Origin of the sequence: Roseovarius sp. THAF8 (assembly GCF_009363735.1) — a bacterium.
Classification (GTDB): domain Bacteria; phylum Pseudomonadota; class Alphaproteobacteria; order Rhodobacterales; family Rhodobacteraceae; genus Roseovarius.
The window spans coordinates 4009910-4029298 of the sequence record NZ_CP045410.1; the positions used below are offsets into that span (position 1 = coordinate 4009910).

19 protein-coding genes are annotated in these 19389 nt (G+C 64.4%); 8 read left to right on the forward strand and 11 right to left on the reverse strand.

Translation table 11 applies throughout. From position 1 onward, the window contains the following. Nucleotides 1–107 precede the first annotated feature (107 nt). Nucleotides 108–1121 (forward strand): Hint domain-containing protein, encoded by a 1014-nt coding sequence (locus tag FIU85_RS19695; RefSeq protein WP_152498109.1) that lies wholly within the window; start codon nucleotides 108–110, stop codon nucleotides 1119–1121. Between the two features lie 99 nt (nucleotides 1122–1220). Here FIU85_RS19695 and FIU85_RS19700 read toward each other — a convergent pair whose 3' ends face one another. Together FIU85_RS19700 and FIU85_RS19705 are read right to left on the reverse strand one after the other, a co-directional pair. Then, nucleotides 1221–2276, reverse strand: a complete 1056-nt coding sequence (locus tag FIU85_RS19700) for a nitronate monooxygenase family protein (RefSeq protein WP_152498110.1) — start codon at nucleotides 2274–2276, stop codon at nucleotides 1221–1223. An 81-nt stretch (nucleotides 2277–2357) separates the two neighbouring features. After that, complete coding sequence (locus FIU85_RS19705) at nucleotides 2358–3857, reverse strand: CoA-acylating methylmalonate-semialdehyde dehydrogenase (RefSeq protein ID WP_152498111.1); 1500 nt, start codon at nucleotides 3855–3857, stop codon at nucleotides 2358–2360. A 119-nt stretch (nucleotides 3858–3976) separates the two neighbouring features. Here FIU85_RS19705 and FIU85_RS19710 point away from each other — a divergent pair, with 119 nt between their 5' ends. From FIU85_RS19710 to coaD, 3 genes are all read left to right on the forward strand, one after another. Further along, nucleotides 3977–4873, forward strand: a complete 897-nt coding sequence (locus FIU85_RS19710; RefSeq protein WP_152498112.1) for a LysR family transcriptional regulator — start codon at nucleotides 3977–3979, stop codon at nucleotides 4871–4873. Between the two features lie 62 nt (nucleotides 4874–4935). Further along, nucleotides 4936–5373 carry a CBS domain-containing protein gene (locus tag FIU85_RS19715; RefSeq protein ID WP_152498335.1) on the forward strand — a complete coding sequence of 146 codons (438 nt, stop codon included), beginning with the start codon at nucleotides 4936–4938 and terminating at the stop codon, nucleotides 5371–5373. Between the two features lie 157 nt (nucleotides 5374–5530). Next, on the forward strand, nucleotides 5531–6025 hold the full coding sequence (coaD, locus tag FIU85_RS19720) for a pantetheine-phosphate adenylyltransferase (RefSeq protein WP_152492731.1): 495 nt from the start codon (nucleotides 5531–5533) through the stop codon (nucleotides 6023–6025). A gap of 9 nt (nucleotides 6026–6034) precedes the next feature. Here coaD and FIU85_RS22120 read toward each other — a convergent pair whose 3' ends face one another. Continuing rightward, on the reverse strand, nucleotides 6035–6178 hold the full coding sequence (locus tag FIU85_RS22120; RefSeq protein WP_172978096.1) for a hypothetical protein: 144 nt from the start codon (nucleotides 6176–6178) through the stop codon (nucleotides 6035–6037). Between the two features lie 137 nt (nucleotides 6179–6315). Next, complete coding sequence (gene gap / locus FIU85_RS19725; RefSeq protein ID WP_152498113.1) at nucleotides 6316–7317, reverse strand: type I glyceraldehyde-3-phosphate dehydrogenase; 1002 nt, start codon at nucleotides 7315–7317, stop codon at nucleotides 6316–6318. Nucleotides 7318–7486: 169 nt separating this feature from the next. Here gap and FIU85_RS19730 point away from each other — a divergent pair, with 169 nt between their 5' ends. Then, nucleotides 7487–8458, forward strand: a complete 972-nt coding sequence (locus FIU85_RS19730; RefSeq protein ID WP_152492729.1) for a DUF808 domain-containing protein — start codon at nucleotides 7487–7489, stop codon at nucleotides 8456–8458. 74 nt (nucleotides 8459–8532) lie between these two features. On the opposite strand, the gene FIU85_RS19735 is transcribed toward FIU85_RS19730, so the two are convergent. Both FIU85_RS19735 and tkt read right to left on the reverse strand, forming a co-directional pair. Beyond that, complete coding sequence (locus FIU85_RS19735) at nucleotides 8533–9735, reverse strand: PQQ-dependent sugar dehydrogenase (protein WP_152492728.1); 1203 nt, start codon at nucleotides 9733–9735, stop codon at nucleotides 8533–8535. A 79-nt stretch (nucleotides 9736–9814) separates the two neighbouring features. Further along, nucleotides 9815–11830, reverse strand: a complete 2016-nt coding sequence (gene tkt, locus FIU85_RS19740; RefSeq protein ID WP_152498114.1) for a transketolase — start codon at nucleotides 11828–11830, stop codon at nucleotides 9815–9817. A gap of 319 nt (nucleotides 11831–12149) precedes the next feature. Between tkt and FIU85_RS19745 the strand changes: the two genes are divergently transcribed. Both FIU85_RS19745 and FIU85_RS19750 read left to right on the forward strand, forming a co-directional pair. Further along, complete coding sequence (locus FIU85_RS19745; protein WP_254701654.1) at nucleotides 12150–12692, forward strand: hypothetical protein; 543 nt, start codon at nucleotides 12150–12152, stop codon at nucleotides 12690–12692. Then, nucleotides 12692–13075, forward strand: coding sequence for a cell division protein ZapA (locus FIU85_RS19750; RefSeq protein WP_152492726.1), 384 nt, complete (start codon nucleotides 12692–12694; stop codon nucleotides 13073–13075). Before FIU85_RS19745 ends, FIU85_RS19750 begins: the two co-directional genes overlap by 1 nt. Nucleotides 13076–13311: 236 nt before the next feature. Here the strand turns inward: FIU85_RS19750 and sucD are convergent, their stop codons facing one another. From sucD to FIU85_RS19775, 5 genes are all read right to left on the reverse strand, one after another. Next, nucleotides 13312–14193, reverse strand: coding sequence for a succinate--CoA ligase subunit alpha (gene sucD / locus FIU85_RS19755; RefSeq protein ID WP_152498115.1), 882 nt, complete (start codon nucleotides 14191–14193; stop codon nucleotides 13312–13314). Further along, the gene (locus FIU85_RS19760; protein WP_152492724.1) at nucleotides 14193–15383 is read right to left on the reverse strand and encodes a malate--CoA ligase subunit beta; all 1191 of its coding nucleotides are present in this window, start codon (nucleotides 15381–15383) and stop codon (nucleotides 14193–14195) included. The genes sucD and FIU85_RS19760 overlap by 1 nt, the downstream gene beginning before the upstream one ends. A 258-nt stretch (nucleotides 15384–15641) precedes the next feature. After that, nucleotides 15642–15869 (reverse strand): N-(5'-phosphoribosyl)anthranilate isomerase, encoded by a 228-nt coding sequence (locus FIU85_RS19765; RefSeq protein ID WP_152498116.1) that lies wholly within the window; start codon nucleotides 15867–15869, stop codon nucleotides 15642–15644. A 41-nt stretch (nucleotides 15870–15910) separates the two neighbouring features. Beyond that, complete coding sequence (locus tag FIU85_RS19770) at nucleotides 15911–16888, reverse strand: D-glycerate dehydrogenase (protein WP_152498117.1); 978 nt, start codon at nucleotides 16886–16888, stop codon at nucleotides 15911–15913. A 79-nt stretch (nucleotides 16889–16967) separates the two neighbouring features. Next, entirely contained in the window at nucleotides 16968–18182 is a 1215-nt protein-coding gene (locus FIU85_RS19775; protein WP_152498118.1) for an aminotransferase class V-fold PLP-dependent enzyme, read from the reverse strand. Between the two features lie 330 nt (nucleotides 18183–18512). On the opposite strand from FIU85_RS19775, the gene FIU85_RS19780 reads away from it, so the two are divergent. Continuing rightward, the gene (locus FIU85_RS19780) at nucleotides 18513–19118 is read left to right on the forward strand and encodes a response regulator transcription factor (RefSeq protein WP_254702959.1); all 606 of its coding nucleotides are present in this window, start codon (nucleotides 18513–18515) and stop codon (nucleotides 19116–19118) included. Nucleotides 19119–19389 lie beyond the last annotated feature (271 nt).

The following is a 19389-nucleotide window of genomic DNA, read 5'->3' on the forward strand; positions in this document are numbered from 1 at the left end:
TTCTATTAGCAATATTTTTTTATTAACGAACAATAAGTCTAGCTAAAGATCTCTAAGGTTGTTTTCGACGCGGGCTGCAGCATACTGAATTTGTGTGGGGGCACTTCATGAGAGGTGCCAAGTTGCCTAGTTCGTCGATTACTGTAATCCCTTATATCGGCTCGGTGCTCGCGGCTGATCTGCTCGCCGGTTCCACGACCTTGGTCCTTAGTAACTTTGGCTCGCCCCAGAGCGGGACGCTTTCAGACAACGATGGACTGCTGGAAAATGCAGACGACGGTGTCGCAACCTTCAACGGGGCGCCGATCAATTACATCGGTAGCGGCAGCGCTACAGGTGGCGCAGAAGTGGCCGGTATATTCATCGGAGTGGGACCGACAGTCGACGTCGTCGTGTTCGAGGCCGCTGGGCAGATATTCTTCCATTATCCTGATGGACAGCCCGCTTTGGCTCAGCTCTTGCTGAACGTGAATATATCCGCAGCACCTTACGAGGTGTTCACACCGGTATGCTTTGCTGCTGATACGTTGATACTGACCCCTGACGGCGAGCGGACGATTCAGGAACTGCAAGTTGGCGACTGGATCACCGATTTCTACGGCGAGGAGCACGAAATCATCTGGACCGGGTCGCGTAAGTTGTCGATCCCACGAGCCGAAGCGTTCAAAAAATGGCGGCCGGTCGATATTGAGCGCGACGCCTTGGGCGAGGGCATGCCCTTCAGGATCACCAGGGTATCACAGCAACACCGGATCGTGCTGGCCGACTGGCGCGCCCAGCTATGCGCTGGACAGGACGAGGTGTTTGTGCCTGCCGTGCATCTGGTCAACGACTGTGACATTCGCATCAACAATGGGCTTGATGAAGTGGAATACTGCCATGTCATGTGTTCCGAGCATGTCGTGCTGTCGGCAAACGGGATGCCTGCCGAAAGCCTGTTTCCAGGGGCTGTCGCGCTGGAGGGTCTCGGACGGGAGGCGCGCCACGAACTGCTGGATCTCTTCCCCGAACTCGCCGAAGGAGGGCTTCCGGAAAGTTACAAGCTGGCACATCCTTCGCTGAAACGAAACGAGGCGCGATTGCTCTCGCAGCTGACGGTCGGCAAGTCGCGGTATCATTGAACAGACACCTGTAAATCAGGCGTGAACGCGGAGCATGAGACCCCCGTTGGTCGCGGCGCGTTTGAAACAATGAAGTGGCTTGCGGTTCGACCCGTGACGTCAGCGCCTGGCCCCCATCGTTTCCAGTGCCGAACTGACGAGCGCTTCCAGCCGCGTTGCAGCGTCGCCCGATGGGGCCAGCGCCGCGCTTTGGCCGTAGAGCGAGAACTGGTGCGCCGGGCCGTCGGCCTCGAGCAGGGGGCGGCTGTAGTGATACATCAGCGGGAAGGGAGCCGCGTCGACCCCGGCCATTGCGTCGATCCACGGCGTGCGGTGCGCCCGCGCCGGGCGGCCCGAGCCGGCCCGTGTCACGCGGGTGCTTTCGTCGATGCCGGCCTCCACCGCCTCGGGGTGGTGCGGCTTGCGGTTGGCCTCGTCCGCGGTGATGAAGGCCGTGCCGATTTGCACGCCCGCAGCGCCAAGCGCGAAGGCGGCAGCGATCCCGCGCCCGTCGGCGATGCCGCCCGCGGCGATCACCGGCACATCGACCGCGTCCACCACCTGCGGCAAAAGCGAGAAGAGACCCACCTGCGCGTCATTCTCCAACTCAAGGAACAGCCCCCGGTGTCCGCCGGATTCCCAGCCTTGGGCGATTACCGCATCGACGCCCCGCGCCACCAGCCAGCGGGCCTCGGCCACGGTGGTGGCCGAACACAGGATCTTGCAGCCCTTGTCCTTGAGCGCCGCGATGGCGGCGTCCTCGGGCAGGCCGAAGTGAAAGCTGACCACCGACGGGGGCCGTTCCAGAAGGCAATCCAGCTGCGCCGCGCCGAAAGGCAGGAAAGAGGGGGTCGGCATCCCTTCGGGCAGGGTGGCGCGGGCGGCGTCGTAATGCGGGTGCATCGCGTCGAGCAGTGCGGCGTGATGATCTTCGGAGATGTCCTGCGGCGCGTGGCAGAAGAAATTCAGGTTCACGGACCGGTTAGTGGCCCCCGCCAGAGCCTCGATATCCTCGGCCAGCTTTTCCGGTGATAACGTCGCGCAGCCATGCGAGCCGAGCCCGCCTGCATTCGACACCGCCGCCACCATCGCCGGGGTCGTGGTGCCCGCCATGGGGGCCTGGATGATGGGATGGTCGATCCCCAGTAGGTCGCAAAGCCGTGTGTCGGGCCACATGTCCTGTTCCTCCTTCCAAAACGAAACCGGGCCGCGGCGGTTTGCCCGCGCGGCCCGGTCAGTATCCTCAAGGCAGATGGATCAGTCCATCGCCTTGAAGTTGAACTCGCCGCCTTCCTTGATGCCGCTGGGCCAGCGGGCCGTGACGGTCTTTGTACGGGTGTAGAACTTGAAGGCGTCGGGGCCGTGCTGGTTGAGGTCGCCAAAGGCCGATTTCTTCCAGCCGCCAAAGGTGTGATAGGCCAGCGGTACCGGGATCGGGACGTTCACGCCGACCATGCCGATGTTGATGCGATTGGCGAAGTCGCGCGCGGCATCGCCGTCGCGGGTAAAGATCGCCGTGCCGTTGCCCATCTCGTGGTCCATGGCCAGCTTCAGCGCCTCGTCGTAGGAACCCGCCCGCACGGTCGACAGGACCGGGCCGAAGATTTCCTGCTGGTAGATGTCCATGTCCGGGGTCACCTTGTCGAACAGGTGCGGCCCGACGAAAAAGCCGTCCTCGTAGCCCTGCAGCTTGAAGTCGCGGCCGTCGACGACCAGTTCGGCGCCTTGCTGCACGCCGCTTTCGATCAGGCCCAGGATCTTTTCCTTGGCGGCGGCGGTCACGACGGGGCCGTAATCCACGTCATCGCCCGCGGTATAGGGGCCGACCTTCAGCTTTTCGATGCGCGGCACCAGCTTTTCGATCAGGCGGTCGGCCGTCTCGTCACCCACCGGGACGGCCACGGAAATGGCCATGCAGCGTTCGCCAGCCGCACCGTAGCCCGCGCCGATGAGCGCGTCGGCGGCCTGGTCCATATCGGCGTCGGGCATGACGATCATGTGGTTCTTGGCGCCGCCGAAGCACTGCACGCGCTTGCCGTTCGAGCAGCCACGGCCATAGATGTACTCGGCAATGGGGGTCGAGCCGACGAAGCCGATCGATTGCACGGTTTCGTTGTCGATCATCGCGTCCACGGCTTCCTTGTCGCCGTTGACCACCTGCAGCAGACCCTTGGGCAGACCGGCCTCTTCCAAGAGTTCGGCCAGCATGATCGGCACCGAGGGGTCGCGCTCGGACGGCTTGAGGATGAAGGCGTTGCCGCAGGCGAGGGCGGGTGCGAACATCCACATCGGGATCATGGCGGGGAAGTTGAAGGGCGTGATGCCGCCCGTGACGCCCAGCGGCTGGCGCATGGAATACATGTCGATGCCGGGGCCGGCGCTGTCAGTGAACTCGCCTTTCAGAAGTTGCGGCGCACCGATGCAGTACTCCACCACTTCAAGACCGCGCTGCACGTCGCCCTTGGCGTCGGGGAAGGTCTTGCCGTGCTCGGAACTCAGCGTCTCGGCCAGCTTGTCCATGTCGCGGTTCAGCAGGCGGACGAATTCCATCATCACCCTTGCGCGCTTTTGCGGGTTCATGGCGCCCCAGGCGGGCTGCGCCTTGGCCGCGATTTCGACCGCGTGGTCGAATTCTTCCTTGCTGGCCAGCGGGCAGCGGGCCTGCACTTCGCCGGTGGCCGGGTTGTAGACGTCGGAAAAACGGCCCGACTGGCCGGGCACGCGGGCGCCGTCGATGTAGTGAGTCAGCTCTTTCATGTCGGTTCTCCTCGGGTTTGGGCGAAGGTTACCGTTGCGTTTTTGATGGGAAAAGAGGCAATATTCCAAAAGGGCTTTGCAGGAATGCAAAGCAACATGCGGGATCGAAGGGCAGGGGCATGGTATCGAACTGGGACGACCTGCGGGTGTTTCTTGCCGTGGCGCGCACCGAGAGCCTGTCGGCGGCGGGCCGGGCGCTGAAGCTCGACCCCGCCACGGTGGGCCGCCGCATCGCGCGGCTGGAGGCGGATACTGGCGCGCCGCTTTTCGCCAAGTCGCCCACCGGCTATGCGCTGACCGACGCGGGCCAGCGCCTGATGGGGCATGTGGGCCGCGCCGAGACGGCGATGCGCGATGCCGACGAGGAAATGGCGGGGCAGGCGGGCGGCCTCTCGGGGCAGATCCGCATCGGGGCGCCGGATGGTTGCGCCAATTTCATCCTGCCGCAGGTCTGTGCCCAGATGGCCCAGGACAACCCGGACCTCGATCTGCAGATCGTGGCCCTGCCGCGGGTCTTCAACCTCAGCCGGCGCGAGGCGGACATGGTGATCGCCGTCAGCCCGCCATCGGCCGGGCGCCTGAGCGTGCAGAAGATCACCGATTACAGGCTGCACCTGGCCGCAGTGCGCTGGTACCTGCGCCAGGCGCCGGAGATCCGGTCGGTGGACGACCTCGCTGCGCATCGGATGGTGGGCTACATTCCCGACATGATCTTCGACAAGGAACTGGATTACCTGGGCGAGACCGGGGCGGACCGGGTGGCGCTGGCCTCGAACTCTGTCTCGGTGCAGGCCCATTGCATCCAGCAAGGCGGCGGTGTCGGCATCGTGCACGACTTCGCGCTGCCGTTCTTCCGCCGCCTCGACAAGGTCCTGCCCGACGAGATCAGCCTCACCCGCAGTTTCTACCTGGTGCGCCACCAGGACGACCGGCGCCTGGACCGGATGAACCGTTTCGCCACCGCGCTGTGCGACGGTGTCCGCGCCGAGGTGGCGCGGCTGGAGGCCGAAGCTTGACAGAAAAACGGTTCTGGGGGACGCTGGACGTCCGGTTGAACATCAATGAACGAGGGCCCCGGATGATCGTCCAGCAAATTCTCAAATCGAAAGACAGCGACAGGGTCATCACCGTGACGCCCGACACCAAGGTGTCCGAGGCCGCAGGGATGCTGGCCAAGCACCGGATCGGCGGCCTGATCGTGTCGGTCGATGGCACCACAGCCGACGGCATCCTGTCGGAGCGCGACATCGTGCGCGGCCTTGCCACGTCGGGCTCGGGCTGTCTGAACGACAAGGTGTCGGACCTGATGACCCCGAAACCCGTCTGCTGCACCAAGCAGGACAGCGCCGACACGGTCCTGGTGCGCATGACCGATGGCCGCTTTCGCCACATGCCGGTGGTCGACGAGGACGGCAAGCTGATCGGAATGGTCACCATCGGCGATGTTGTAAAGGCCCGTCTGCAAGAACTGTCGATGGAAAAGGCCGCGCTGGAAAGCATGGTGATGGGGCACTGAGGCCGACCGGCGCGACCCGAGTTTTCGACCGATAGCGAAAGCGCGGCGCGCGCCCTCGGGTCTCATCGTTCCAAAAATACGCCGCTTGGCGCTGTCGCTTGCAATTCCCCAACGTTTGTAGTTGCTTGCAGGTCGTCACGACACGAAGGAAGACCCCATGCGCATCGGTCTCTATCCCGGCACGTTCGATCCGATCACCCTGGGTCATACGGATATCATCGCCCGCGCGGCGACACTGGTGGACCGGCTGGTCATCGGCGTCGCCATCAACCGCGACAAGGGCCCTCTGTTCACGCTGGAAGAGCGCGTGGCGATGGTCGAGGCGGAATGCATCGGCATCAGTGCCGCCACGGGCACCGAGATCGTGGCGCATCCGTTCGAAAACCTGCTGATCGACTGCGCCCGCGACGTGGGCGCCAGCGTGATCATCCGCGGCCTGCGCGCCGTGGCGGATTTCGAGTACGAATTCCAGATGGTCGGCATGAACCGCGCAATGGACGACCGGATCGAGACGGTGTTCCTGATGGCCGACGCGCGCCGGCAGGCGATTGCCAGCAAGCTGGTCAAGGAAATCGCGCGGCTGCACGGTGACGTGACCCGCTTCGTGACTCCTGCCGTCAAGGAGGCGCTGGAAGAGCGTTTCCGGGACTAAGGGCCCGACCTAGCGCCAGAAGGCCAGCCATTCGATCAGGTCGACTGTCTTGCGGGCCAGGAAGAACGACGCCTGCATGTCGTTGTAATAGTAGTCCCAGCCAAGTCCCGCGATGATCAGCAGGGCGAGGAAAAGCGCGATCTTGTTCGTCATGTGCCGCTTTCGTGTCTCCGCCCCGGACCCACGCCCCGTATGCCTCAGCCGGGGTGCGTCATGCAAGGGGGATGAAAAAGCCCCCCGGCATGTGCGCTGCCGGAGGGCCTGACCGTGTCACTGCCGCCTGGGTGGCTTCAGGCGAGACGGGCCATCGCGACGGCCACGTCGGCCATGCGGCACGAAAAGCCCCATTCGTTGTCGTACCACGCCAGAACGCGCACCAGCCGGCCGCCGGTCACGCGGGTCTGGTCGGGGGCGAAGATCGAGCTTTCCTCGGTGTGGTTGAAATCGACCGACACCTTGGGTTCGGGATCGTAGCCCAGAACGCCCTTCATCGGACCTGCCGCCGCTTCGGCCATGATGGCGTTCACGTCGTCCGCGGTCACGTCCTTTTTGGCGAGGAAGGTCAGGTCCACCGCCGACACGTTCGGCGTGGGGACGCGGATGGCCGAGCCGTCGAGCTTGCCCTTGAGGTCGGGCAGAACTTCGCCCAATGCCTTGGCGGCGCCGGTGGAGGTGGGGATCATCGACATGGCCGCGGCGCGGGCGCGGTAAAGGTCCTTGTGGCGGCGGTCGAGCGTCGGCTGGTCGCCGGTATAGGCGTGGATCGTGGTCATGATGCCGCTCTCGATGCCGATTGCCTCGTGCAGGACCTTGGCCACCGGGGCAAGGCAATTGGTGGTGCAGGAGCCGTTCGAGATCATGCGTTCGCCGGCCTGCAATTCGCCGTCATTGACGCCGAACACCACGGTGCGGTCGACGTTCTTGCCGGGCGCGGACAGCAGGACCTTGCCCGCGCCGCGGTCGAGGTGCTTCTTGGCCTTCTCGCCGTCATTGAACTTGCCGGTGCATTCCAGCACCACGTCGACGCCGGACCAGTCCAGTTCGTCCATGTCGTAGGTCGAGAACATCTCCATCGGGCCGCGGCCCAGATCCATCGTGCCGTCGCCCAGGGTGATGTCGCCCGGAAAGCGGCCATGCACGCTGTCGTATTTCATCAGGTGTGCCGCGGTTTCCAGCGGGCCGGTGGCATTGACCTTGGCGACCTTGATGTCGTTGCGCGTGCTGGCCGCGATATGGGCCAGGGTGCAGCGGCCGATCCGGCCGAATCCGTTGATGCCGACGGTGACGGTCATTTTGTTCTCCTATCCGGGTGTTGGGGGCGATATAGACCCAAGGGCGCGCCGCTGAAACCCTTAAAACGCAGGGGTTTGGCGTGTTAGCGTTAACCGTTTGCGCAAACCCGCTGCCACGGGGCATGATTGCGCCAACAATACTCGACGAAGCGTAACGAGAGGCAAGAGCATGAGTGGACTTCTGGCATTGCTGGACGATGTGGCGAGCCTGGTAAAGCTGGCGGCGGCATCGGTCGACGACGTGGCGGGTCAGGCGGCCAAGGCGGGGGCCAAGGCGGCGGGCGCGGCGATCGACGATGCCGCCGTGACGCCGAAATACCTGCGGGGCTTCGCGCCCGCCCGTGAATTGCCGATCGTGTGGAAGATCGCGCGCGGGTCGCTGTTCAACAAGCTGGTCTTTCTGTTGCCGGCGGGGCTGGCGCTTGCCAACTTCGCGCCGTGGCTGATTCCGCCCTTGCTGATGCTGGGCGGCGCATACCTGTGCTTCGAGGGGGCTGAAAAGGTGGCCCATGCGCTTGGCGTGGGCAAGCATCACGGCGGGCCGGACGGCAGTCACCAGACCAAGGATCCCGCGCATCTGGAGGAAAAGCGCGTGCAGGGGGCGATCAAGACGGATTTCATCCTGTCGGCCGAGATCATGACCATCGCGCTGTCGAACATTCCGCCCAGCAATTTCTGGATGGAGGCCGCGACACTGGCCGTGGTCGCCGTGGGCATCACCGTGGTCGTCTACGGCGCGGTGGCGCTGATCGTGAAGGCCGACGACGCGGGGCTTTTCATGGCGCAGAACGGCAATTTCGGCGTCACGCGCGCCCTGGGTCGCGGGATCGTCAAGGGGATGCCCTATTTCATGAAGCTGCTGATGATCGTGGGCACCGCGGCGATGCTCTGGGTGGGGGGCTCGATCATCCTGCACAGCCTGGCAGAGATGGGTTGGTCGATGCCCTATGACACGATCCACCACTGGGCCGAGGACGCCGCCCATGCGGTGGATCGGTTCCAGGGCCTTGTCGCCTGGGGGGTGCAGGCGGCCGTGGACGGCGTGATCGGGCTGGCCCTCGGGCTGGTGCTCATTCCGATCGGCACCAAATTCGTCGCGCCGGTCTGGGCGTCGGTGTTCGGAAAAGGCGCGGCCCACTGAGCCGCGCCTGACATCGCAAACCCTCGATAGGGCGATGGCCCACGATCACGCTCGGGGGGGCGGGATGCCCGGCCTCAGCCGCCCGCGCCGTCGGTCGTAATCCGCACAAGGCGTCCGTCGGCATAGTCCGTGATCGCCAGGATCGACCCGTCGCCGTCCACATCCACGTCGCGCACGCGGCCCAAATCCATCGCCAGACGCTCTTCGGCGGCAACCTTGCCGTCGGCGTCCATTTCCAGGCGGACAATGCCGCCCGGCTTCAGCGACCCGATCAGGAAATCACCGTCCCAATCGCTGAACACGCCGCCGTCATACGAGGTCATGTCCCCCGGTGCGATCACCGGGTCCCAGAAATAGACCGGCTGCTCCATGCCGTCGCGCTGTGCCTCGCCCGAGCCGATGGGTGCGCCGCCATAGGTCTCGCCGTAGGAAATGACCGGCCAGCCATAGTTCTTTCCGGGTTCGGGCCGGTTCAGCTCGTCGCCGCCCTTGGGGCCGTGTTCGATGGTCCAGAGCTTCCCATCGCGCATCGTGGCCCCCTGCACGTTGCGATGGCCGTAGGACCAGATGCTGTCGATGGCGTCTTCGTCGCCCACGAACGGATTGTCCTGGGGAACCTCGCCGTCAAGCGTCATGCGGACGATGACGCCAAAGGTGTTGGACGTATCCTGCGCGTAGTCGCGGTATTCCATCGAGGAATGCTCGCCGGTGGTGATGAACACGTGCCCCGCGTCATCGAAGACGAGTCTCGAGCCGAAATGCTTGTCCACGGTGGCGCCCGGCTCCTGCACGAAGATCTCCGTCAGGTCGGTCACCTCGGTCATGTCCTCGCTCAGCGTGCCATAGGCCGCGGCGGTCGCCATCAGACCGTCCCCGACCGGCTTGGCGTAGCTGATATAGATCCGGCGGGTCTCGGCGAAATCGGGGGACAGCACCACGTCGAGCAGCCCGCCCTGACCCTGGGCCGCGACCTCGGGCATTCCGGCGATGGGGTCTGACAGCGTTCCGTCCTCCGCCACGTGGCGCAGGCGGCCGGGGCGTTCGGTCACGATGTAGCCGCCGTCCTCCGGCAGGATCGCGATCCCCCAGGGATGTTCCAGCCCGGTCGCGATATCGGTGACCAGAAGGTCCACGTCGCTGGTGTCGAGCGGCGCGCGGAACTGGCCCTCGAAGGCCGGTTCGAGATCGGTGTTGCGCGGTTCACGCTCGAATTCCTGCCCGAAGGCGGGCAGGGCGACGACAAGAGCGGTTCCTGTCAGGATCGGGCGAAATGTCATGTGGGGGATCTCCTCTGATGCATCGAGGAGAAAACCCGCGCGCGCGAGGGCGGTTCCCGCGCGCGCGATCACAGATGCGTCAGAGCAGCGACTTGGCCTTCTCGGCCACGGCCTCGGCGGTGATGCCGAACTGCTCGTAAAGGACCTCGGCCGGGGCGGACGCGCCGAAGCCGTGCATGCCGACAAAGCCCGATTTCTCGCGCTTGCCGCGCTCGCCGAAAAGCCAGCGGTCCCAGCCGAAGCGGATCGCGGCCTCGACCGCGACGCGGACGGGGCCGGCAGGCAGGACCTTGCGGCGGTACGCTTCGTCCTGTTCCTCGAAAAGCTCCCAGCAGGGCATCGAGACGACGCGCGTGCCGATGCCTTCGGCCTGCAAGAGGTCCCGCGCGGCCATGGCAATCGCCACTTCCGAGCCCGTCGCCATCAACAGCGCCTGGCGCTTGCCCTCGGCATCGGCCAGAACGTAGGCGCCTTGCGCGGTCAGGTTCTTCTGCTTGTGCTCGGTTCGCAATGTCGGCACGCCCTGGCGGGTCAGCGACAGGACCGACGGCGTAGATTTCGAGGTCAGCGCCAGTTCCCACGCCTCGGCGGTTTCCACCGTGTCGCAGGGGCGGAAGACGTTGGTGTTGGGCGTCGCACGGCTGATCGCCAGGTGCTCGATCGGCTGGTGGGTTGGGCCATCTTCGCCCAGACCGATGCTGTCATGGGTCATCACGAAGACGCTGGGCACCTTCATCAGCGCGGCTAGCCGCATCGCGGGGCGGGCATAGTCGGTAAAGCACATGAAGGTGCCGCCATAGGGACGAATGCCGCCATGCAGAGCCATGCCGTTCATCGCCGCCGCCATGCCATGCTCGCGGATGCCGTAATGGATGTAGCGGCCCCGGCGGTTGCCCTCGTCGAAGACGCTCATGTCACCCGACTTGGTGTTGTTCGAGCCCGAAAGGTCGGCCGAGCCGCCGATGGTCTCCTGCATGATCGGATTCACGACCTCCAGCACCATCTCGCTGGATTTGCGGGTGGCGACCTTGGGCGCTTCCTCGGAGATCTGCTTTTTCAGAGCGCGGATGCGCGAGGCCAGCGATTTCGGCACGTCGCCATCCATGATGCGGGTGAACTCGGCCTGGCGGCGGTCGCTCAGCTCGCCCATACGGGTCTTCCACTCGGCATGGGCCTCGGCGCCGCGCTTGCCGATGGCTTCCCAGGCTTTCTTGATGTCGGCGGGCACCTCGAATGGGCCGGTCGTCCAGCCATAGGCCTCTTTCGCCGCCGCCATCTGGTCGGCGTCGGTCAGCGCGCCGTGGCCTTTCGACGTGTCCTGTGCCGCGTGCCCCAGGGCGATATGCGTCTTGCAGGCGATCATCGTGGGGCGACGGCCGGTTTTGGCCTTGGTCAACGCCGCGTCGATCTCTTCGGGGTCATGCCCGTCGATCTCGATCACCTGCCAGCCTTCGGCGCGGAAGCGCTTCACCTGGTCGGTGCGGCTGGCCAGATCGACCTTGCCATCGATGGTGATGTTGTTGTTGTCCCACAGCACGATCAGCTTGCCCAGGCCAAGCCGCCCGGCGAGGCCGATCGCCTCGTGACTGACGCCCTCCATCAGGCAGCCGTCGCCGGCGATGACATAGGTATGGTGATCCACCGCCTTCTTGCCGAAGCGCGCGCGCAGGGCTTCCTCGGCGATGGCGAAGCCGACGGCGTTCGAGATGCCCTGGCCCAGCGGGCCGGTCGTGGTCTCGATTGCGTCATGCAGGAAGTTTTCCGGGTGGCCCGCCGTGATCGCGTCCCACTGGCGGAAGTTCTTGATCTGGTCGAGCGTCATGCCCTCGTAGCCCGTCAGGTAGAGCAGCGAGTAAAGCAGCATCGAGCCATGGCCGGCGGACAGGATGAAACGGTCCCGGTCGGGCCAGTTGGGGGCGCTTGCGTCGAATTTCAGGTGCTTTTCGTAAAGCACGGTGGCCACGTCGGCCATGCCCATGGGCATGCCGGAATGGCCCGAATTGGCCGCGTGGACCGCATCCAGCGTCAGCGCGCGAATGGCGGCGGCCTTGTTCCAGTGATCGGGATGAGCAGAGCGCAGGGCAGCGATATCCACGGGGCAGCGTCCTTTTGGAAATGGCATTCGGGGCCGTGCATACCAGCCCCGAAGCAAAGATCAAGCGCCCCCGCGCCGCCCCAAAGCGTTTCGCCTTTGACCCGAGGCATCATCCAATGGCGAAACGCAGGCAACGATTGGCTGTCGTGCCGCGTTGCGCGGGTAGCTGCACCTCAGGTCTGTCGCGAAACGCCTTGGGTTGCAGTATCACGTTAAGGGGCGCAATTTCTGTAACCATTGGTTAGAGTTGCAGCACATGCTTAAGGCGGGCGATTCGCGCACTCTTCGGCACTCGTGCCGATGTGCAGGGTGCCGATCCATGACCTGCCGCGACGGGCAAAGCCAGACGGGGACCGAGGAGATGAGCGAGATAGTGGAATTGGAGCGGCGGATCAACGCCGCGTTGGACCGCATCGGGCGTGGGCTCGAGGCGGGCGCCGGGGCCGCGGTGGACCCCGCCGAACTGGCCGAGGTGAAGCAGGCCCTTGCAGATGAGAAGTTGGCGAGCGAACAGCTTGAAGAGCGGGTCAAGTCCCTGCGCGACAAGCGCAACGCGCTGGAGGAGGAACTGGAGGCGCTGCGCGAGCAGAACGCCCAGTCGCTGTCACGGCTCGATGGCGAGCTGCAATCCCTGCGCCGGGCCAATCAGCAATTGCGCGACAACAACGTCGCCCTGCGCGAAGCCAATGCCGCCGGCGTTGGCGAGGCGCACCTGATCAACAAATCCATGATGGCGGAACTGGAAAGCCTGCGCGCCAACCGCGCCGCCGACCGGGCCGAGACCAGTGCCATCCTGTCGGAACTGACCGCCGTACTGGAAGGCGCGGCCAGGCCCGACACATCCAATGCGGAGGACGCCTGATGCCCGAAGTCGAGATCGAGATCGGGGGACGCACCTTCGAGGTCGCCTGCCAGGACGGCGAAGAACACTATCTGCATGCCGCCGCGAAGATGCTGGACGAAGAGGCCAGCGTGCTGTCTGCCCAGATCGGCCGCATCCCCGAGACGCGCATGTTGCTGATGGCGGGCCTGATGCTGGCCGACAAGACCGCGGGCGTGCAGGACAAGCTGCGCGAGGCCGAGGACAAGATGGCCGAGAAGGAAGCCGAACTGGACCAGCTGCGCAATGCGCCCCAGCCCGAACCCGAACGCGTCGAGGTGGCGGTCATCCCGGAACAGGTGACGGAATCGTTGGCCGAGATCGCCGCCCGGGCCGAGAGCCTTGCAGACCAGATCGAGCGCTGACCCAAAGCGTTTCGAACGACGTGGATCACGGCTTTCGGCGCTGCGCAGTGCAGGGCCTGGCCTATGCAGGTGCCCCGCATTTATCTGATGTGTCAGGTTAAGGACCGGACGCTTCGGATCAGCTTTGCGGCGCAGGCCCCTGGAAAGAGTAAGCCCCGGCACTTGACATGCCGGGGCTTCGTGATGGCCCAGGTTCGGCGCAACGCTTGGGAGAGTGCGCGCCGCCCTGACGTGGGTCAGGCCACCATTTTCTCGACCACTTCCCCGAAGGACGACGGCGTCGGCACGATGGTCACGCCCGCCTGTTTCAGGATGTCGACCTTTTCCTGCGCCGACTCGCCGAAGGCCGACACGATGGCGCCCGCGTGGCCCATGCGCCGCCCTTTCGGGGCCGACAGGCCCGCGATATAGGCCGCCACCGGCTTGGTCATGTGATCGCGGATATATTCCGCCGCCTCGGCCTCCTGCGGGCCGCCGATCTCGCCCACCAGAACCACCGCGTCGGTATCGGGGTCGGCCTCGAACAGCTCCAGAATGTCTTTGAAGCTGGATCCGTTGATCGGATCGCCGCCTATGCCGATCGACGAACTGACGCCGATGCCATGCGCGCTCATCTGGCTTGCGGCCTCATAGCCCAGCGTGCCTGAGCGGCCCACGATGCCAACACGCCCCGGCTTGTAGATCGAGGGCGGCATCAGCCCGGCAAAGGCCTGTCCCGGCGTGATGATCCCGGCGCAGTTGGGGCCAATGAGGCGCATACGCTTCTCGGCCTTGTAGCGGCGCATGTAGCGTTTGACGTCGATCATGTCCTGCGCCGGAATGCCGTCGGCGATGCAGACGCAGGTCCTGATGCCCGCATCCGCCGCTTCCATGATCGAATCCGCGGCAAAGGGCGGGGGCACGAAGCTGACAACCAGTTCGGCATCGGTCTCTGCGACGGCGCCCTTGACGGTGTTGAACACCGGCAGGCCCAGATGCTTGGTGCCGCCCTTGCCGGGCGTCACGCCGCCCACGACGTTGGTGCCGTGGTTGATCATGTCCTGGGCGTGAAAACTGCCGATCCTGCCGGTGATCCCGGTGACCAGAACGCGGGTATCCTTGTCGATGATGATCGCCATCAGCTTGCCTCCGCATATGCGCTGTCGGTGGAGCGCCACGCGGCCACCACCTTGTCCGCCGCCTCCGCAAGAGAAGAGGCCGTCTCAATGTCCAGCCCGCTGTCGGCCAGAAGTTTCATGCCTTCGTCCACGTTCGTGCCCGAAAGGCGCACCACCAGCGGCATCTTCAGGTCCAGTTCCTTGACCGCCAGGATCACGCCCTCGGCGATCCAGTCGCAGCGGTTGATGCCGGCGAAGATGTTCACCAGGATCGCCTCGACATTTGGGTCGTTCAGCACCGACTTGAAGGATTGCAACACCCGCTCGGGGCTGGCGCCGCCGCCCACGTCGAGGAAGTTCGCGGGCTCGCCGCCGGCCATCTTGATCATGTCGAGCGTCGCCATGGCGAGGCCGGCGCCGTTGACGATACAGCCGATCTGTCCGTCGAGGCCGATATAGCTGAGGCCACGGTCGCCCGCGTATGTCTCGCGCGGGTCCTCTTGGCTCTTGTCGCGCAGCTCGGAAATATGCGGGTGCCGGAACAACGCGTTCTCGTCAAAGCTGACCTTGGCATCCAGCGCCACGATCTCGTTCGAGCCGGTCACCACGAGCGGGTTGATCTCGACCATGTTGGCGTCGGTCTCCCACATCATCCGGTAGCAGCCCATGATCGTCTTGGCCGCCTGGTTGATCAGCGCGGGATCAAGGCCCAGAGAGAACGCGATCTCGCGCGCCTGGAAATTCTGCATACCCACGGCGGGGTCCACCACCGAGCGGATGATCGAGTCGGGTTCGCTTTCCGAGATCTCCTCGATCTCCATGCCGCCTTGGGCCGAGGCGACGACCACCACGCGCTCCAGCTTGCGGTCCATCACGAAGCCCAGGTAGATTTCCTGCGCGATGTCGGTGGCTTCTTCCACGTACAGACGGCTGACCAGCTTGCCGTTCGGGCCTGTCTGGTGGGTCACGAGCTTGCGGCCCAGCATCCACGAGGCCGCATCCCAGACCTCTTCCTCGGACTTGCAGACGCGCACGCCCCCCGCCTTGCCACGGGCGCCGGAATGGATCTGCGCCTTGACGACCCAGCTTTTGCCCGACAGTTCCGAACAGCGATAGACCGCCTGTTCCGGGCTGTAGGCGATGCCACCCCGCGGTATGTTCACGCCGAAGCCGCTCAGCAACTCCTTGGCCTGGAATTCATGGATGTCCATGCACATGCCCTCCTCGCATCGTGTTGTCCCATTCTGTCCTGCAATCCGCCCGCGCGATACTTTCGCACGGGTAGCAATGTGCACCCCGGGTTGGGGGAGGGGCCGGAACGGGTAGGGCGGGCTACCCGTGGCAGGGGCCGCGGAATGCGGCGGGATGCCGTCAGGGCACTCGTATCAAGGTCGAGGCGACCGGAATTTTCGAAAATTCCGGATTGGAAAATAGCAATTTTCCAATCCGATTTTTTGCGAAAAATCGGCTCAGAGCACCCGGCGAACCGGTTCTCGATTGCAGAAGATCACAAGCTGACCGGCGTTTTCCATCGCCTGGAAACCTCGTCTTTCGAGTTCGCAAAGAAATGCGGCGCGACCTACATATCGGTCGATATCGCGCAGACGCCGGCGGATGATGCATCCGTCTCTGGCAGCTTTCGCGCGAAAGACATCCGCCATCCACGCATCGGGGGTGATCGGGCCATTCTGACTCATGGCCCGATCCTTTGCACACCTTGGTTAAGGCGCGGTAAACATCACTTCGGAGTCACGAGGTCGCCGGGCGTGTCGCCCTTGAGAAACGCTTCGAGGTTGTCGATCGCGCGAAAGCCCATGGCCTCCCGCGTGCCATCCGTGGCGCTGCCCAGGTGCGGGGCCAGCACGATGTTGTCGTATTTCAGGAAACGCGGATCGAGCGCCGGTTCGTTGTGATACACATCCAGCCCCGCTGCCGCCAGTTTGCCGGACTCGAGCGCATCGAAAAGCGCGTCTTCGTCCACCACGTCGCCGCGGGCCGAGTTCACCAGGATCGCGCCTGGTTTCATGGCGTTGAAGATGATGGCGTTGATCATCTTGTAGGTGTCTGCGCCGCCGGGGCAATGCAGCGACAGGAAATCGGCCTCTGCCGCGACCTCGACCATGCTGGGCAGCTGTTCGGCGTTGCCGTTGGCGCTCTTGATGTCCTCGGGCACCTCCCAGGCGTCCTGGAACACGACCCGCATCCCGAACCCGTTATGCGCCCGGCGCGCCATCGCTTGCCCGATGCGGCCAAAGCCGATGATCCCCAACGTGGCGCCGGTGACTTTCTTGCCGATCATGTGGGTGGGCCGCCAGCCTTCCCAGCCGCCCGCGCGGGTCTCGCGTTCGCCTTCGCCGATGCGGCGCGCGGCCGCCAGCAAGAGGCCCATCGCCAGGTCGGCGGTACAGTCGGTCAGCACGTCCGGCGTGTTGGTCACCGTGATGTCGTTCTCCGCCGCCGCGTCGATGTCGATATGGTTGAAGCCGACGCCATAGTTGGCAAAGATCTTCACCTTGCCCTTGGCCGCCGGATAGAACTCCGCCGGGATCTTGTCGGACACGGTGGGCATGATCACGTCATAGGTCTTGGCCGCGTCCATCCACTCGTCATGGCTCATCGGCGTGTCGGGGTGGCGTAGCGTCACCTCGCCCAGCCCGGCATTGGTCAAACGGTCCTCGGTCGCCTTCGGCCAGGCGCGCGTTACCAGAATTTTCATGATGTCTCTTCCCTTGTCGTGATCCGCCCTTGGCGCAGAATGGGCCAAGGGCAGGGCAGTTGCAATCAACCCTTTGGGATCACGCCGCCTTGGCGGGGCTGGCCTTGGCATTGTCGGGTGTCGTGTCGCGGTAATGCGCCTGCGCGGCGGCCACGCCCGAGCCGGGCTCGATCTTGGCGCCGGCATCGACCAACGCCATTTCCGCCGCCGAGATCGCCCCGCACAGCATCACCGGGTTTAGCGAACCGAGGTGCCCGATGCGGAACGCCTTGCCCGCCAGCTTGTTCAGGCCCGTGCCCAGCGAGGTCTGGTACTTGTTGTAGGCCGTCGAGATCACGTCGCGGGCGTCCACGCCCTCGGGCGCGTAGATGGCCGAGACCGTGTCGGATTCCCATTCAGGCCCCCGCGCCACCAGCTCGCAGCCGTCCCACGCCTCGACCGCGGCACGCACGCCTTGGGCCAGCCGCTTGTGCCGCGCCCAGATGCTTTCCATCCCGGCGTCCAGGATCATGTCCAGCGAACAGCGCAGCCCGCGCAGAAGCTGCGTGGCGGGTGTGTAGGGGAAATAGCCGGTATCGTTCAGCTTGATCATGTCCTCGAAGCTGAAATAGCAACGCGACATGCCGGAATTGGCCAGCCGCTTGTTGGCCTCCAGCGCCTTGTCGCTGACCCCGAGAAAGCCAAGTCCCGCGGGCAGCATGAAGCCTTTCTGCGAGCCCGATACAGCCAGATCCACGCCCCATCTTTCCATCTCGAACTCGATCGAGGCGATGGAACTGACGCCATCGACGAACAGCATCGCCGGGTGGCCCGCATCGTCCAGCACCTTGCGCACGCCCGCGATGTCCGAGGTCACGCCGGTCGCGGTTTCGTTCTGGGTGGCGAAGACCGCCTTGATCTCGTGGTTGGTGTCCGCCTCCAGGTGTTTGGCGTATTCCTCCAACGGCACGCCCTTGCCCCACTCCACCTCGCACAGCACCACGTCGAGGCCCAGGCGCTCGGCCATGTCCACCCAGAGCAGCGAGAACTGACCGAAGCGCGACATCAGAACCTTGTCGCCGGGTTGCAACGTGTTCTGGATGGCGCTTTCCCACGCCCCCGTGCCCGAGGACGGGAAGATGAAGACCCGGCCATTCTCCAGCCGGTAGGCCTTTTTCATGTCGGTCAGCAGGCCGGTCACCAGGTCGGGGAAGTCGGGTGCGCGCATGTCCTCCATCGGCACGTTCATGGCCTGCCGCACGGGTTCCGGCACATTGGTGGGGCCGGGGATGAAAAGATGCTGGTAACCGTTCATGATGCTCTCGCTCCCTGTCACATGACTTGACGCAGGGTCGTAGCACGCAATTCGTGTCTGTGAAGACCCGTTCGCGGCAAAACAGGGAGGAAACCGCCCATTGGGTAGGTAATTCCTACCCGCCCGGGTGACATATCGGGCGGTATGGCGCCTCGGCATACACCGGCATACAGAAATTTCCTTTGATTTCAGTCATTTCTACTGGTGTTATGACTGAACGAGGTCCGTCTGTTGGGGAGCTGACGGTGAGGAGGAACAAGGAGCTGGCGCATGAAAGCTGCCCCCGGAACGATCATGACATCAGCTGAAAAAACAAGTCATACCACGGCCTTGCCGCAGGTTATCGTCGCCGACCGGCAGCTGATCGTCTGCCAGGGAATCGGGTCGCTGGTGACGCAGATTCCCGAGGTCGAGCTGGGGCATTACGCGACCGACAAGGCCAGCCTGCGCAAGCACCTCGCCCATGCCACCGGCAAGACCATCCTGATCCTCGGGGTGCGGCTGGCCGATGGCGATTTGACGCAGGTCCTGTCGATCGTGCGCAAGGACTATCCCGACGTGATGGTTGTGGTGGTGGCCGAGGAAACCGAGTTCGCCTTCATCCGTACGGCGATCAAGGCCGGGGCCAACTCGGTTTGCATGATGGGCCAGATCCTCACCAGCCTGCCGCGCATCCTGGGCAAGCTGATCGAGGGACATTCCATCGTCCCGACCGAGATCCTGCGCCGCCTCACGTCCGAGAACACCGACGCCCTGTCGCGACGCGAGCACGAGATCCTGGCGCTTCTGGGCGACGGGCTGACCAATTTCCAGATCTCCGCCCGGCTGGGCCTCAGCGAGAACACGGTCAAATATTACCTCAAGGCGATCTACCAGAAACTGTCGGTCAACTCGCGCGGTGCGGCCATCGCCAAATACGTGGCCGGGAATTACTGATACCGCCCAAAATGATATCTTGCGAGCCTCCGCGCGCCGTATGATCCGGCCGTCCGGCGGATGACCCGCGACCAAGACAGCGGGTCGCATCGCCGGGGAGGTGTCGCGGTGATCGAGGCGGCCCGTCGCCCAGGCAGGCACAGCCGTGGTCACCAACTGCCCAAAATCCGGGCTAACAGGGCTTCCAGCTTGAACAAACTGTGCTGTGCCGCTTTCATCGTGCCGGCTGATATGCTCAATACGGGGGCGGACCTGGCCCGATACCGCCGGG